Source organism: Brevibacillus jepli (genome assembly GCF_047229145.1).
GTDB lineage: Bacteria > Bacillota > Bacilli > Brevibacillales > Brevibacillaceae > Brevibacillus.
In genome coordinates, this window is record NZ_JBFEFW010000004.1 from 266,400 (window position 1) to 282,392 (window position 15,993).

At 49.2% G+C, this 15,993-nt stretch carries 13 protein-coding genes; 1 reads left to right on the top strand and 12 read right to left on the bottom strand.

Annotated elements, in window-relative coordinates:
- Nucleotide 1: 1 nt before the first annotated feature.
- The 5 genes from hemB to hemA form a co-directional block, all read right to left on the bottom strand.
- Nucleotides 2–976 (bottom strand): porphobilinogen synthase, encoded by a 975-nt coding sequence (gene hemB, locus AB1L17_RS06835; RefSeq protein ID WP_412843661.1) that lies wholly within the window; start codon nucleotides 974–976, stop codon nucleotides 2–4.
- Nucleotides 960–1,772: a uroporphyrinogen-III synthase gene (locus AB1L17_RS06840; protein WP_412843660.1), complete on the bottom strand. Its 813-nt coding sequence runs from the start codon at nucleotides 1,770–1,772 to the stop codon at nucleotides 960–962. Before AB1L17_RS06840 ends, hemB begins: the two co-directional genes overlap by 17 nt.
- Nucleotides 1,769–2,698 carry a hydroxymethylbilane synthase gene (hemC, locus tag AB1L17_RS06845; RefSeq protein WP_412843659.1) on the bottom strand — a complete coding sequence of 310 codons (930 nt, stop codon included), beginning with the start codon at nucleotides 2,696–2,698 and terminating at the stop codon, nucleotides 1,769–1,771. Before hemC ends, AB1L17_RS06840 begins: the two co-directional genes overlap by 4 nt.
- A gap of 24 nt (nucleotides 2,699–2,722) precedes the next feature.
- A complete protein-coding gene (locus AB1L17_RS06850) occupies nucleotides 2,723–3,541 on the bottom strand; it encodes a cytochrome C assembly family protein (protein WP_048032076.1) in 819 nt (272 codons plus the stop codon).
- Between the two features lie 61 nt (nucleotides 3,542–3,602).
- Complete coding sequence (gene hemA / locus AB1L17_RS06855; protein WP_412843658.1) at nucleotides 3,603–4,964, bottom strand: glutamyl-tRNA reductase; 1,362 nt, start codon at nucleotides 4,962–4,964, stop codon at nucleotides 3,603–3,605.
- A gap of 233 nt (nucleotides 4,965–5,197) precedes the next feature.
- On the opposite strand from hemA, the gene AB1L17_RS06860 reads away from it, so the two are divergent.
- Nucleotides 5,198–6,139 carry a DMT family transporter gene (locus AB1L17_RS06860; protein WP_412843657.1) on the top strand — a complete coding sequence of 314 codons (942 nt, stop codon included), beginning with the start codon at nucleotides 5,198–5,200 and terminating at the stop codon, nucleotides 6,137–6,139.
- A gap of 48 nt (nucleotides 6,140–6,187) precedes the next feature.
- Here AB1L17_RS06860 and AB1L17_RS06865 read toward each other — a convergent pair whose 3' ends face one another.
- From AB1L17_RS06865 to tig, 7 genes are all read right to left on the bottom strand, one after another.
- Nucleotides 6,188–7,540, bottom strand: a complete 1,353-nt coding sequence (locus AB1L17_RS06865; RefSeq protein WP_412843656.1) for a protein O-GlcNAcase — start codon at nucleotides 7,538–7,540, stop codon at nucleotides 6,188–6,190.
- 38 nt (nucleotides 7,541–7,578) lie between these two features.
- On the bottom strand, nucleotides 7,579–8,226 hold the full coding sequence (gene yihA / locus AB1L17_RS06870) for a ribosome biogenesis GTP-binding protein YihA/YsxC (RefSeq protein ID WP_412843655.1): 648 nt from the start codon (nucleotides 8,224–8,226) through the stop codon (nucleotides 7,579–7,581).
- Nucleotides 8,223–10,562 carry an endopeptidase La gene (gene lon / locus AB1L17_RS06875; protein WP_412843654.1) on the bottom strand — a complete coding sequence of 780 codons (2,340 nt, stop codon included), beginning with the start codon at nucleotides 10,560–10,562 and terminating at the stop codon, nucleotides 8,223–8,225. The genes yihA and lon overlap by 4 nt, the downstream gene beginning before the upstream one ends.
- A 248-nt stretch (nucleotides 10,563–10,810) precedes the next feature.
- The gene (gene lonB / locus AB1L17_RS06880; protein WP_412843653.1) at nucleotides 10,811–12,508 is read right to left on the bottom strand and encodes an ATP-dependent protease LonB; all 1,698 of its coding nucleotides are present in this window, start codon (nucleotides 12,506–12,508) and stop codon (nucleotides 10,811–10,813) included.
- Nucleotides 12,509–12,662: 154 nt separating this feature from the next.
- Nucleotides 12,663–13,928, bottom strand: coding sequence for an ATP-dependent protease ATP-binding subunit ClpX (gene clpX / locus AB1L17_RS06885; RefSeq protein WP_412843652.1), 1,266 nt, complete (start codon nucleotides 13,926–13,928; stop codon nucleotides 12,663–12,665).
- Between the two features lie 20 nt (nucleotides 13,929–13,948).
- Complete coding sequence (gene clpP, locus AB1L17_RS06890) at nucleotides 13,949–14,530, bottom strand: ATP-dependent Clp endopeptidase proteolytic subunit ClpP (RefSeq protein ID WP_412843651.1); 582 nt, start codon at nucleotides 14,528–14,530, stop codon at nucleotides 13,949–13,951.
- 132 nt (nucleotides 14,531–14,662) lie between these two features.
- Complete coding sequence (gene tig / locus AB1L17_RS06895; RefSeq protein ID WP_412843650.1) at nucleotides 14,663–15,955, bottom strand: trigger factor; 1,293 nt, start codon at nucleotides 15,953–15,955, stop codon at nucleotides 14,663–14,665.
- Nucleotides 15,956–15,993: the final 38 nt, after the last annotated feature.

Below are 15,993 nucleotides of genomic sequence, written 5' to 3' on the forward strand. Positions count from 1 at the left end.
CTCACCTCGCCAGCCATTTTGCAACATCTTTTGCATGGTACGTAATGATCAAATCTGCACCTGCGCGCTTGAAACCAACCAACGTTTCCATAACGATACGCTCTTCATCGATCCAGCCATTCAGAGCCGCCGCTTTTACCATAGAATACTCTGCACTCACATTGTAAGCCACGATCGGCAGGTTGAAGTTCTCACGGAGACGAAGAACCATGTCCATGAAAGCAAGACCTGGCTTCACGATCAAGAAGTCCGCGCCTTCTTTTACATCGGAAGCTGCCTCGCGCAGACCTTCACGTGCATTGGCCGCGTCCATTTGATAGCTTTTGCGATCGCCGAATTGTGGAGTCGAGCCTGCCGCATCGCGGAACGGCCCGTAGAAGGCAGAAGCGTATTTCACCGCATAGGACATGATCGGAATGTGCTCAAAGCCAGCCTCGTCCAAAGCTTCACGGATTGCAACCACGAAACCATCCATCATGTTGGAAGGTGCAATAATATCTGCTCCAGCTTTTGCTTGAGAAACCGCGGTCTGACCCAAAAGCTTCAATGTTTCGTCATTCACGACTTCGCCTTCGTGAATCACACCACAGTGACCATGATCGGTGTATTCACACAGGCACGTATCTGCAATCACGATCATTTCTGGATGGGCTTCCTTGATCAGACGCATTGCCTGTTGGGTAATCGCATCATCATTGTACGCCTCTGTTCCGCAGGCGTCTTTATGCGTTGGAACCCCAAACATCAAAACAGCTTGAATTCCCAGAGCTACGATTTCCTTCATCTCTTCGGCTAGTGTGTCCAACGAGAGCTGATACACGCCTGGCATGGACGGAATCTCATTCTTAATACCGGTTCCTTCCACTACGAACAACGGATAAATCAAATCTTCCACCCGTACGTGGTTCTCCCGCACCAGATTGCGCATAGCCGCGCTTTTGCGAAGACGGCGATGACGGTCAAATGTTTGTGCCATGTCGATTCCCTCCCAGATTCTCTATGATAGCTGCTAGTAAACCTTCCACGGTGTACTCACTCGCTACCACATGAACAGAAAGCCCGTTTTGTTTTGCTGTATCTGCCGTTATTGGTCCGATACAGGCTATCTGAACATGCTTGAGCCAGTCAAGCGATGTATAGGGCTCCATCGCTGCCATAAAATGAGTCACCGTTGAAGAGCTGGTAAACAAGATGATATCGATGAGACCTTGCTGGAGCTTTTCCGCTGCGTCTGGTGCCTGCTCTGCATCAATGACAGTGTGATACACGTCTACTTCAGTCACAGCAAGTCCCAAGCGAGCCAACTCCTTTGGCAGTGCCTTGCGGGCAATATCTGCACGAGGCAGCAGAACGCGCTGACCAGGAAGCAGTTGATCATACAAGCTCGACAGCAAGCCTTCCGCCACGTAATCAGACGGGATGACAGCTACTTCGAGCCCGTGATGCTCAAGCGCCTGAGCCGTCTTCGGGCCGACCGCAGCAATTTTGCCAGTGAACGCATCGAGTCCTACCCCGACCTCGCGCATGCGCTCCAAGAAGAAGCGTACGCCATTCACACTCGTGAAGACTACCCAGTCGTATGTTGGCAACTGGGTGATGGCTTCGTCGAGCTTGGCAGTGTCCGTCGGCGGCATCATTTTTAACAGAGGAAATGCGTATGCTTCTCCACCTAACCGCTCGATATGTTCAACGAGCTCGCGAACTTGACTTCTCGCCCGCGTGACCATGATGCACTTGCCAGTCAGCGGCTTGTGCGATCCGTGGACAATCATTGCTCATTCTCCCGCAAGACTTGCGCAAGCACCTCTCCCGCTCCCTGTGCCAAGAGGGCTTCCGCCACTTGAATGCCCAGCGCTAACGGATCTTGGCCAGTCGCCGTGTTTTTGAACATTTGCTTCCCATCTGGGGAGCCAACCATTCCTGTCAAAGTAATTTCATTGTTCTCACCAACTGTCGCATATGCGCCAATCGGCACCTGACAGCCGCCTTGGAGTTTGTGCAGGAAGCTGCGCTCTGCTGTTACCGCCAAACGCGTCGGTGCGTCATCAAACTGCTTCAAGAGAGCGAGTGTCTCCTCATCGTCTGCACGGCATTCGATGGCAAGTGCACCTTGACCGACTGCTGGCAAGCTGATTTCAACAGGCAGGAACTGCGAGATTTCCCCTTCAAAATTCACGCGCTCAAGTCCAGCCGCAGCGAGGATGATCGCATCAAAATTGCCCTCCTCCAGTTTGCGCATGCGCGTATCAATATTTCCACGCAGAGATTCAATCTGAATGTCAGGGCGATGTGCGAGAATTTGTGCAGAACGGCGCAAGCTGCTAGTCCCTACCAAAGCTCCTTGTGGCAGTTCATCCAACGTCTTGCCATCCTTGGAAAGCAGAACATCCCGAGGATCAACACGCTTCGGGATCGCACCGATTACCAAGCCCTCTGGCAATTCAGCCGGCATATCCTTCAAGCTGTGTACCGCAAAATCGGTTTCCTTATCGAACAAGGATTGCTCGATTTCTTTGACAAACAGCCCTTTTCCGCCTACTTTGGATAAGGTCACATCGAGGATTCGATCGCCTTTTGTCACGATTTCATGCAATTCAAAATCAGCTTCAGGTACGAACCCCTTCAGTTGATCTACGACCCAATTCGTTTGAGTGAGCGCCAATTTGCTGCGACGCGTTCCCACTTTCCATTTTCCCATGACAGCCTCCTTGATGAGCAGCCCCTACCACCAGTCGTGAAATGTAGAAGTAGTGAAGCCTAAAAAATTGATAAGTAGTAACAAAAACGCCAGGACGTTCCACTGCGCGAGTCTGCGCATCTGCACCGTATCCCGATAGCGTTGGTACAGCCATAGCGAATAAATCGCAAGAACCAACATGGAGAGCACTACTTTTGAATCTAGCAGAAATTTCTCCGGCAAAACCATTTTACCCCAAATGATCCCTAATACAATCGAGAGCAAGAGCATCGGTACACCCAGCATGTTCATTCGGTACGCGTAGCCTTCCAGTTGATCAAGGCTGGGCAAACGCCTGAGCAACGGCGACCAGCGTCTTTCCTTGAGCATTTTGTGCTGAAGCAAGTACATGGCCGAGAAGATCATGGAGAGCGAGAACGCCCCGTAGCTGAACATGGCCAGTGTCACATGTGTCAGCAATAGCTCAGAGGTCAAGATACTCGATACAGCCTCAATCGGCGTTTCCGGCAAAAACATCGACATGACGAGCACGACGAATCCGATAATATTAGTAAAAAAAACCAGCAAATCAATCCGAAAAAAATAGTGAATGATAAGCGACAAGCCTACCAGCACCCATGAATAAAAAAAGAGCGTCTCAAACAGCGTAATGACTGGAAAATACCCCTTCATGACTGCTTGCGAGACAAAAAATGCGGTTTGCAAGGCCCAAACGACAACAAGCAACCCGAAAGCCAGACGATTGACTTTCCGGTTGCTTTGCAAGAAGTCGTTAAAATAGAAGAGAACACTTGCAGCGTAGAGAAAGATCGTCAAGTCGTAGATCCATCTCACCTCGGCCATGCACTCTCTCCCCTCTTTCCCAATCGGTTTCTAACAGTAGCAGATAGATTGTCAGGTCAGCTTACTCAGGGAACCGGGAAGCCAAGACCTGCTCCCGAGAAGATGTCTGTTTATTTTTATCGTCCGCCCAGATTGCTTCCTGCTCTTTTCGCTCCAGGATTTCTTCTAACGCAAACATTTTCTCGAAAATATCCAGTACTTCTTCTCCATCTTTGGTAGCTGCCATTTCTTTTAAACGCACGACCGGATCGTGCAGCAGTTGATTGACAATGCCCTTCGTCGTCTTGCGGATGATGTGCATCTCCCGCTCAGACAAGTTCGGCAGCTTGTTTTCGATTTTTCGCATGGCTTCACTTTGGATCGTGTGTGCCTTATCACGCAGTGCAGCGATGAGTGGCGCTACACCAAGAGTCTGGTACCAGGTAGTGAATGCCACGATCTCTTCTTGAATCATAACATCCAAACGCTCCGCTTCACGAGAACGCTCCGCAACGTTACTCGCAACGATTCCTTCCAGATCGTCAATGTCATATAAAAATACGTTATCAAGATCATGCAAGTCAGGGTTCAGATCACGAGGAACCGCGATATCCACCATGAACAATGGACGATGCTTCCGTTGCTTCATGATGGGAGCCAGTTCTTTTTTGCCGAGAACATAACCTGTCGCTCCGGTCGAGCTGATGACGATGTCTGCTGTGAGCAGTGCCTCAGGCAGCTGCTCCATCGTACAGGAGTCACCCTTGAACTTTTCTGCCAAAAGCTGTGCTCGCTCCATTGTACGATTCGCTACCATAACGTGTTCCGAACCATTTGCGTGCAGGTGCTTGGCTGTCAGCTCGCTCATTTTTCCCGCTCCGACGATCAGGACAGACTTCCCTGCGAAGGAACCGAAGATCTTTTTCCCCAGTTCGACAGCAGCGTAACTGACAGAAACCGCGTTTTGTCCAATCGCTGTCTCTGTATGGGCACGCTTGGCGAACGTAATCGCTTGCTTGAACAAGGTGTTAAAGACAGTCCCTGTCGTTTGACGCTCCTGCGCCAACAGGAACGCATCCCGGACTTGTCCGAGGATTTGTGTTTCTCCCATTACCATCGAATCAAGACCGGAAGAGACTCGGAACAAGTGCTCGATTGCCTGTTCGTTCTCTTTTATATAGAGATGATCCTTAAATTGTTCTTTCTCCACGCCGAACCATTCTGCCAAAAAGCGGCGAGTATAATCTCGGCCAATATTCGCCTGGTCGCAAACAACGTAAATTTCCGTCCGATTGCACGTTCCCAGGATGATACATTCTGCGATACTCTTCGTCTGGGAGAGAAGATGAAGAGCGCGTGCTGTCCCATCGTCGCTGAATGTAAACTTTTCGCGAATTTCGACAGGGGCTGTTTTGTAGTTTAAACCCAGCAAAAGAATATCCATAATGTCCTCCCAGAATAACAAACCTGTTAGCGGCATATGTAAAATGCACTATTATTATATCATTATGTCCCGAATCGGATAGGAGTAATTGTGAAAAATTTATTAACGGAGTGTACTTTGCGTATATCCTATATAATCCGCTTGCGTTCCTCCCGGGAATCCCTTATGATGTCGCCTATACATGAAAACCGAAGAAAAATTGTGAAAATGCCAGAAAGGAGAGGAAAGAAGCTTTGAGAAAACCTTGGATGGCAGACATAACGCTACTCCTCGTCGCAGTTATCTGGGGAACTACGTTTTTGATCGTACAGCAGGCAATCGCATCGCTGCCTCCCAATACGTTTAACGCTGTTCGTTTTACCATTGCTGCGTTATTTTTATTGATCATCTATTTCATCCGCAATCGTCATCGTGGGCAAACCTCTGAATGGAGAGGGCCACTGCTTCGTGCAGGCGTCATCCTCGGCTTTTGGCTCTGTCTGGGATACGCCTTACAGACCGTGGGACTACTGTATACTTCGCCGTCCAAAGCTGGCTTTATCACTGGATTAGCAGTCGTATTGGTGCCGCTCTTCTCGTTTTTGCTCTTGCGTGAGCGCGTCAAGCCTTTCGCTATCTTCGGTGTGATTCTGGCAGCATTCGGCTTGTATTTACTGACGCAGAACCAGTCATTCTCCTTTAATCTCGGTGATGCCCTAATCTTCGTCGCTGCCATCTGCTTCGCTATGCAAATCGTCTTTACCGGTAAATACGCACCTCGTTTTGCAGCATTGCCCCTTGCCATCACGCAATTAGGTACAGTAGGTGTGATGAGTTGGCTGTACGCCTTTTTCTTTGAGGATTGGAGTCGTGCTTTTGATCCGGCGATTTTGTTTATACCCGAGGTGGCCTTTGGTTTGATCGTCACTTCTATTTTTGCCACGGCACTGGCCTTTCTCGCACAGACGGCCTTGCAAAAGCAAACCAGTTCGACGCGGGTCGCTCTCATTTTCGCTTTGGAGCCCGTATTCGCTGCAGTCACCTCTTACGTCTTTATTCATGAAATATTGAGTGGAAGACAGCTAACCGGATGTCTCCTGATTTTCACCGGCATGATTCTTGCTGAGCTGCCGATTCAAGAATGGGTACGGAATCTCCGTCAAAGAAAACCAAATGACGGTCGTGAATCTGCCTGATGCGAAAAGCAAAAAAGTTCCTTCTCCCCTGCGGAAAAGGAACTTTTTTTATGAGCTCTTCTTGACCTCTAGCATTACGGCATCCACAAAAAGCTGCATGACCGGTCCGCACACTTCTTGCGGGTAACGCTCCGTTCGTTTAAGCCACCGCTTGAGCCGGAGCAGATGATACGCCGCTTGTGGCAGTCGCCCTCTTGTCCCATGATCAATGAGTGCGACTGCCGACAGACCGACCTTGGTCCACAGGTGGAACTTCTCCACCCACGGTCTCGTTTCTTCTGCAAGCTTCTGATTCCTCATCCCTGCCAACAGCTTGTCAGCCGCCTTCTCCATCCTCTGAAAAAGAGTCGTCAAGTCAGCAACAGCTTTTTGCCGATCTCCTTGCAAGAAATGAAAGCGAAAGGTCAAAATCGCTTCTAGCAAGCGCGGTGATTCTATTTCGCATAAAAACGAGCTCTGCACGTTGTCCGCAAACGTGAAGAAAGCATCTGCATCCTCCTGGCCCGCTACTTCCTCTACGGCTTGCTTCCACGCAGTATCAGGATCGTAACCGATCGGATCTCGCAAATAGGCTGCAGTCGTAATCAAAGGAATCTTCGAGCATTCTGGCCTAGACATTGCATTGGCCACATAGCCTGCTGAGTGCTGCCACAGGTCAGGATCACGGTGACGCAATGGACCGATATGTAGTTCATTCGCCATGGCCAAATCATTCACCGGGTAGTTGTCCCAATAAAATGGCTGATGGCCCGTATACTCCTGAAATCGAATCGCATCCCCATCTGTCAGATAAGGCGAGCAGACGAATCTACCCGTCCAAAACAATTCGATTTCTGGCGGCAAATGCTGGCCGAGGTACATGATGTACGCTTCTTTTCCAATACCGTTGTACTGGGTAGGACAGACAACCAGCTTGACTGGCTCGCCCCAGCTGCGTATCAAATCCCACACGTAAAGCGTCGTTTGAACATGCGCGCAAGCCAAATGATCAAACTCGGCTACATCCTTGTCATGCAAAAGGTGCATAGGGATATCATCGAACAATAGCGCAAAGTAACGCACACCGCGATCATACAAATCCCGATACTTCCTGCCCAACAGTTCCACATGCTGACGATTCGTATATTCCATGCTGAGTCCAGGACCCATGCAATAAATAAACTGCATGCTACGGTCTTTTGTCCGCTGAATCAACTCGTTTAGTTGTTGATTGGCTTTCGCAGGAAGCGGCTCCATCCATCGTTCCCGCAAATACTCGTCATCTTTGGGAGCGTAAAAATAGGCATTGTAATCATGGCGGTGCAAAAAGTCGATCATATCCAGCCGCTCTTCATGCGTCCAAGGTGTTCCATAGAAGCCTTCGATCACACCACGCACAGCAAAGCAAGCAATCTCACTCACTCAGATGCTCCCTTCCCCACGACAGATTGGGTCTAAGACTACTCGTTGGCCGGAGCAGCTTCCTCAACCTTGGCAGCTGTCTCCTTGGCCACTTCTTCCCCAGCACGGATACGACGCATGATTTCGGCCCACAGCTCATCCTTGCCTTGACCAGTCTCTGAGGAAAATACAATGATCGTATCGTCCCCGCGCAGATTCAAGCTTTGGCGGATGACCTTGGTATGCTGCAGCCAGCGCCCACGAGCGATTTTATCCCCCTTCGTCGCTACGACTACCGTAGGAATACCAATTTGCTTGCACCAATCGTACATCGCAACATCGTCTTTACTCGGAGCATGGCGGATATCCACCAGTTGAATAATGAAGCGAAGCTCTTCCCTGTTTTTCAAATAGCCCTCGATCATTTTTCCCCATTGTTCCTTGATCGTCTTCGCTACCTTCGCATACCCATAACCCGGAAAATCAACGAAGTAGAGCATTTGATTGACACGAAAGTAGTTTAGCGTCTGGGTTTTCCCCGGACGAGAACTGATCCGGGCAAGCCCTTTGCGGTTCATCATTTTGTTAAGCAGTGATGATTTTCCTACGTTAGAGCGTCCTACCAGCGCAATCTCATGGAGACCATCGGTTGGATACTGCTTCGGTCCAACTGCGCTGATAATAAACTCTGATGATGTTACTTTCATGCTTTGTCACCTACTGGCTGTTTAGTTAGCGCGTGACGCAGCACTTCATCTAAATGATCAACTGGATAGAAAGTGAGTTCACCGCGTACGCTCTCAGGGATATCCTCGATATCCTTCTCGTTGTCTTTTGGCAAAATGATCGTGGTTAAACCTGCACGGTGAGCAGACATGCATTTTTCTTTCAGCCCGCCAATTGGCAATACCAGACCGCGTAACGTAATCTCTCCGGTCATCCCGACTTCTTTTTTCACAGGGATTTTCGTGAGGGCTGATACGAGTGCAGTTGCCATGGTAATCCCGGCAGACGGACCGTCTTTTGGAATTGCCCCTTCTGGAACGTGGATGTGAATGTCGTTCATCTCGTGGAAGGACGGATCAATTCCCCACTGTTCTGCACGGGAGCGAATATAGCTAAACGCAGCCTGCGCAGATTCTTTCATGACATCGCCCAATTTCCCTGTCAGCGTGAGCTTGCCTTTTCCAGGCAAAATGCTGACTTCTACGTTCAATGTGTCTCCGCCTGCTTGTGTCCAAGCCAGACCCGTTACGGAGCCCACTTGATCTTTTTTCTCAGCCAAGCCATATCGGAAGCGCGGTTTGCCGAGCAGCGTCTCCAACGTCTTGACAGTTACCACCACTCGCTTCTTCTCACCGCTCACGATCAGCTTGGCAGCTTTGCGACATACATTGGCTGCTTCGCGATTAAGGTTGCGCACACCTGCTTCACGGGTATACAGACGAACGAGCTTCAGCATCGCATCATCGTTCATTTTCAGCTTATCTTTGCCCAAACCGTGATCCTGCATTTGCTTTGGCAAGAGGTAGTCACGCAAAATGTTCAGCTTTTCCAGCTCTGTATAGCTCGAGATAGAGATGACCTCCATCCGGTCTAAGAGCGGCCGCGGAATCGTATCGAGACTGTTTGCCGTCGTGATAAACATGACGTTCGTCAAATCATAGGTCTCTTCGATATAGTGGTCACTGAATTTATCATTTTGGTTCGGATCGAGCACTTCGAGTAAGGCAGACGCAGGGTCACCACGGAAATCGGATGCGAGCTTGTCGATCTCATCCAGCAAAAAGACAGGATTAATCGTGCCTGCTTGCTTCATTCCTTGAATGATTCGTCCTGGGAGAGCACCTACATACGTGCGTCGATGTCCGCGAATTTCTGCTTCGTCGCGCACCCCACCCAATGAAATCCGTACGAAATTGCGCCCGATTGCACGCGCTACCGAACGAGCGAGGGATGTTTTACCGACACCTGGAGGCCCTACCAGACAAAGGATCGGTCCACGCATGGAGTTTACCAGCTTTTGTACTGCCAAATACTCCAATACGCGTTCTTTTGGCTTATCCAATCCGTAATGATCTTCATCGAGAACCTTCTGTGCATGATGAATATCCAGATTGTCTTCTGTCGTTTTCGTCCACGGCAGCGCGAACAAGGTATCAATGTACGTGCGGATGACCGAGCCTTCCGCAGAAGTCGACGGCATCTTTTCCAGACGTTCGAGCTCCTTCTCGATCTTTGCTTTGATACGCTCAGGAGCATCCGATTTTTCGAGCTCGGCACGCAGCTCATCCACTTCGCCTTGGCGTCCATCTTTGTCGCCCAGCTCTTTTTGGATGGCTTTCATTTGCTCACGCAGGTAGTATTCCTTTTGCGTGCGCTCCATCTGTTTCTTCACGCGATTGCCGATCTTGCGCTCTAGCTCCAGTACCTCGCGCTCGTTGTTCAAAATGGTCAAAAGAATCTCGAGACGTTCCTTGATGTTGGTCGTCTCCAAAATCTCTTGTTTGTCCTTCATCTTGAGCGGCAAATGCGACGCAATCACATCCGCCAATCGTCCCGGTTCCTCAATATCCGTCACGGACGTTAACGTCTCTGGGGAAACCTTTTTGGACAGCTTGATGTACTGCTCAAAGTGGCCCAGCAAGGAACGCATCAATGCTTCCACTTCGTTTTGTTCTGCTTTTTCATCTTGCAAATATGTAATCGACACGACGAAATACTCTTCCTGTTGAAGATATTCCTCGATCTTCGCGCGTTGCAAGCCTTCTACCAAAACACGGATTGTACCATTTGGCAGCTTCAGCATTTGTTTCACACGCGCAACAGTACCAATACTGTAGATTTGCTCAGCATCTGGCTCTTCTATATGGACCTCTTCCTGTGTCGCAAGCAAAATCTTGTTATCGTCTACCATGGCTTGCTCCAATGCGCGGATGGACTTTTCTCGTCCAACGTCCAAATGGAGTACCATTGTCGGATAAACAAGCAATCCTCGCAACGGGAGAAGCGGTAATTCTCGTTTACCGGAACGTTCGCCCAAGCGGATGCACCTCTCCTTGTTGATCTACCCTCTTACCAAGAGCCTCTTAACAGACAAAAACGGCCCTCAAAGCCGTTTCTCAAACGCCTGCCCGGCCCCAAATAACGAGACAAAAAAGATCCTACACAATCACTTTTTTGGGGCCCGTTTTCAGGCCGGGCAAGGCCTCAGGCTCTTTGCAAGCAGAAGCTTTTTACCATTGTAGCGCAAACACAATCCGATGTCTAATCCACGAGCATACCCGACTGTTACAGCGATAGCGGAGACGAAGCGAGATCTTCCGCAGGGATTTGCAAAGTAAAGCCTGTTGCCTCTTCTTCTTGCATGGCAGCTTGCGGTACAGCAAGCTCAATGACTTCGGAGACAGTGGACACCGGGATGATCTCGATCCCTTTCATGTCGGTGAAAATGCTTTGCCAGTTTTCTTGTGGAATGAGTACTCTGGTGGCTCCCGCTTGTTTGGCTGCCTCCACCTTCGCCACGACCCCACCAACCGGTTTTACCTTTCCATGAATGCTCACTTCTCCAGTCATCGCCAGCAAATTATCGACAGGCTGATTCATAATCGCCGAGTAAATAGCCGTTGCTATGGAAATTCCCGCAGAAGGCCCATCAACCGGTATGCCTCCCGGAAAATTAATATGCAAATCGTAATCATACGGGCGGACACCCATTCTGTTCAGTACAGTCAAAACGTTTTCGATCGAGCCTTTTGCCATCGACTTTCTGCGAATCGTTCTGCTGCGGGTTCCCATTTCCTCTTCCTCAGCCATTCCTGTCATCGCCATTCGCCCTTGGCCAGGAACTGCCGCGGGTGAAGCAGTTACCTCAAGCTCCATCACACTTCCCATGTTCGGACCGTACACTGCAAGACCGTTGACTAATCCAACTTGCGGTGTATCATGCACCTGCTTTTCCGGGCGGGGCGATTTTTGGCTACTGTGCATTACCCATTCCACATCGGCTGCCTGAATGTCGTTGCGTTCTTCTGTCAGGGCAATTCCCGCAGCGATCTGGAGTGTATTGATCGCTTCGCGTCCATTCGTCGCGTAGCGCTCGATCACTGTAACTGCGCCATCTTCTATATTCATGTTCATTTTAGGCACAGCCGTACGTACAATACTCCCAATTTCAGCTGCCTTCAATGGACGGAAAAAGATTTCCAGGCAGCGTGAACGAAGCGCTGCAGGCAATTCATCTGGCAGCCTCGTCGTTGCTCCAACCAGACGGAAGTCGGCTGGCAAACCGTATTTAAACACGTCATGAATATGCGAAGGAATCTGGTTATTTTCCTCGCTGTAATAAGCACTCTCCAACATAACTTTGCGGTCTTCGAGAACTTTTAGTAACTTATTCATCTGAACAGGATGAAGTTCCCCTATTTCATCTAGAAAAAGCATACCCCCGTGAGCTTTCGTCACAGCTCCCGGTTTTGGCTGTGGAACACCTGCCTGCCCAAGTGATCCCGCTCCCTGATAAATGGGGTCATGAACAGAGCCGATTAACGGGTCCGCAATCCCGCGCTCATCAAAACGAGCAATCGTCGCATCGATTTCAATAAATTTGGCATCGGCGGAAAACGGTGATAGCTGATTCTTCTTAGCTTCTTCCAGCACGACCCTGGCTGCTGCCGTCTTCCCTACACCCGGCGGTCCATAAATGATGACATGCTGCGGGTTGGGACCACATAAAGCCGCACGCAACGCTCTCAGTCCATCTTCTTGCCCTACGATTTCTTCCAAAGTGGCTGGCCTTGTTTTTTCAGACAAAGGCTCAGTCAACGCGACCATTCTCATTTTGCGAATGGAATCAAGATCCTTGCGCGATTCCTTTTCGGTTGAGGTTTTCGTGTTTCTTTGCGCTCGCAGTAAGTTCCAAAAGTAGGTGCCGATCACGATACCAACAACCACTTCAATGACAGCAATGACCAATGTGGTATAGTCCATATACGGTCCCTCCCATGCGTCTTCGCAGCTTTTTTGAGCATATGTACCAGCTTCTCTTGAACGATATCAAGTAGTATTGCCCCGCAAGCGTAGACGTAAACCAAAAGAAAAAAACCACCTCGCCTAAAACGAGATGGTTTTGTGTAGGTGATGCTTATGCTGTTTCTTCGTGCAATTCTTGGCCTTCTTTGGTCAAGAGCTGAGGCTTCACTTTGTCGCGTACCGTTTCCTCGGTAATCACGCACTTGTTGACGTCTTCTCTAGAAGGCAGCTCATACATCATATCGAGCATGATTTGTTCGATGATCGCACGCAGACCACGTGCACCAGTGTTACGTTTAATCGCTTCTTTGGCGATTTGCAACAGTGCTCCGGCATCAAACTCCAGCTCAACACCGTCGAGACTCAGCAATTTTTGGTACTGCTTCACCAGAGAGTTTTTCGGCTCTGTCAGGATGCGCACGAGCGTCTCCTCATCCAACGGCTCCAATGTAGCCAGAACCGGCAGACGACCTACGAACTCCGGAATCAGACCAAACTTGAGCAGGTCTTCCGGCAAGATGTATTTCAGGTATTCTCCGGCTTTCAGATCGCCTTTTACGCCATCGCCGAAGTCTGCACCGAAACCAATTACTTTTTTACCCAAACGACGCTTGATAATCTGCTCGACGCCATCAAATGCACCGCCGCAGATGAACAAAATGTTCGAGGTGTCGATTTGGATAAACTCTTGATGAGGATGCTTGCGTCCGCCTTGTGGTGGAACACTCGCCACTGTCCCCTCCAAAATTTTCAAAAGCGCTTGCTGTACGCCTTCACCAGATACATCGCGAGTGATGGATGGGTTTTCCGACTTGCGGGCTACCTTATCAATCTCGTCAATGTAAATGATTCCTTTTTCCGCCTTCTCGACATCATAGTCAGCAGCTTGAATGAGCTTGAGCAAAATATTTTCTACGTCTTCGCCCACATAGCCTGCTTCTGTCAAAGAAGTTGCGTCAGCAATCGCGAAAGGTACATTCAGAATGCGCGCCAATGTTTGCGCGAGCAACGTTTTACCGCTACCAGTTGGACCGATCAGCATGATGTTGGATTTTTGCAGCTCCACATCCTCGATCTTCGCCCCGGAATTAATCCGTTTGTAGTGGTTGTACACCGCTACAGACAAGGACTTCTTCGCCATATCTTGACCGATAACATAGTCGTCCAAGATTTTGCGGATTTCCACTGGCTTTGGAATTTCTTTCATATCAATTTCTTCTTCAGTACCCAGTTCTTCCTGTACAATTTCATTGCACAGTTCGATACATTCGTCACAAATGTAAACACCAGGACCAGCTACCAGCTTGCGCACCTGTTCCTGGGACTTGCCGCAGAAGGAACACTTCAATTGGCCTTTGTCGTCGTTAAACTTAAACATGCGCTTCACCTCACAACGGGTCAGTTTTTGCGTTCAATAATAGAGTCAATCAATCCGTAGGCCTTTGCTTCTTCTGCGCTCATGAAATTGTCGCGGTCTGTATCCTGCTCTACACGTTCGTAAGGCTGACCTGTCCGCTCAGACAAAATCTGATTCAGTTGACGCTTCGTTTTCAGAATCCATTCCGCATGAATACGGATGTCTTCTGCTTGCCCGCGAACACCGCCGAGTGGCTGATGAATCATCACTTCAGCATTCGGCAGGGCAAAACGCTTGCCTTTGGCACCAGCAGCCAATAGGAATGCACCCATGCTGGCAGCCATGCCCACACAAATCGTGGACACATCTGGTTTGATGTACTGCATGGTGTCGTAGATGGCCATTCCTGCTGTAACAGAACCACCTGGAGAGTTTATGTATAGCGATATGTCTTTGTCCGGATCTTCTGCCTGCAAGAATAGCAGCTGAGCAACAACCAGATTGGCGATCTCATCATCAATCTCGGTGCCCAACAAAATAATCCGGTCTTTCAAGAGGCGCGAGTAAATATCATAGGAGCGCTCGCCCCTGCTTGTTTGCTCGATGACCATAGGGATCAGCATTATGTATTTTCCTCCTTTGCCGAAAAAAGTCAATGGTGGAAAAACAAGGCACGATACACTCGTGCCTTGTGGTCTTGACAGCCAGTGTCCAGGGTAAGCCTGACCACTGCCCAATCATGCGTTCTTCTAAGCTTATGCAGTTACTTTGCTTTCTGCAACCAGCAAATCTACTGTTTTGCGAGTTTGCACGTCGCGGTACAAAGCAACCATGCCATCTTGTGCGGAGAAGATTTTGCGCAGCTCATCTGCTGGGCGGCCATATACGCCAGCCAGTTTGTCCAGCTCTGCATTTACATCTTCTTCAGTAGCTTCGATGTTTTCTGCTTTGCCGATTGCTTCCAAAGTCAAGGAAGTGCGTACGCGGGATGTTGCGTCTGCACGCAATTGATCACGCAGTTGGCTCTCATCCATGCCGGAGAACTGGTAGTACAGTTCCAGAGTCATGCCTTGGTATTGCAGACGTTGACCAAATTCATTTACCATTTGATCCAATTCATGCTCAACCATTACTGCTGGCAATTCGATCTCAGCGTTTTCAGCTGCTTTCAGAACGAGCTGCTCACGAACATATTGATCTTTTTCTTGCGCTGTTTTTTCTTCGAGTTTTTTCTTGGTGTCTGCTTTCAGCTCTTCCAGCGTGTCGAACTCGCTCACATCTTTGGCAAACTCATCATCCAAAGCAGGCAGGTTTTTGCGCTTCAGGCTGTTCAGCTTCACTTGGAATACCGCTTCTTTACCAGCGAGGTTAGGAGAGTGGTATTCTTCAGGGAAAGTTACGGTAATTTCTTTTTCTTCGCCGATGTTCATGCCAGCCAATTGCTCTTCGAACCCTGCGATGAAAGTACCGGAACCCAGTTCCAGAGAGTAATCTTCCGCTTTACCGCCTTCAAAAGCTACTCCGTCCTGGAAGCCTTCGAAATCGATTACAGCGATGTCGCCTGTTTGTGCGGCACCCTCTTCTACTGCTACGAGCTCAGCATGACGCTCTTGCATACGCTTCAGTTCAGCGTCAACGCTCTCTTCTGTTACAGAGAAGTCTTTCTCTTCGATGGACAGACCTTTGTAGTCGCCCAGCTTCACTTCAGGCTTCACAGTTACAGTCGCTTTGAAGATCAGGTTTTTCCCTTGTTCCATTTGCGTTACGTCAACTTCTGGACGATCTACTGGCTCGATACCAGCTTCACGAACAGCTTGTCCATATGCAGTTGGAAGCAGAATGTCAAGAGCGTCTTGGTACAGAGATTCTACACCAAAACGGGATTCGAACATTTTGCGTGGTACTTTTCCTTTACGGAATCCTGGAACTTGAACTTTTTGAACCACTTTTTTAAACGCTTGATCCAATGCTGCGTCTACTTGCGTAGCATCTACTTCAACCGTCAGGACTCCCTGGTTATTCTCTACCTTTTCCCAATTTGCTGCCACGTAAACTTCCCCTCCTAAATCGAATCAACAGAACATCG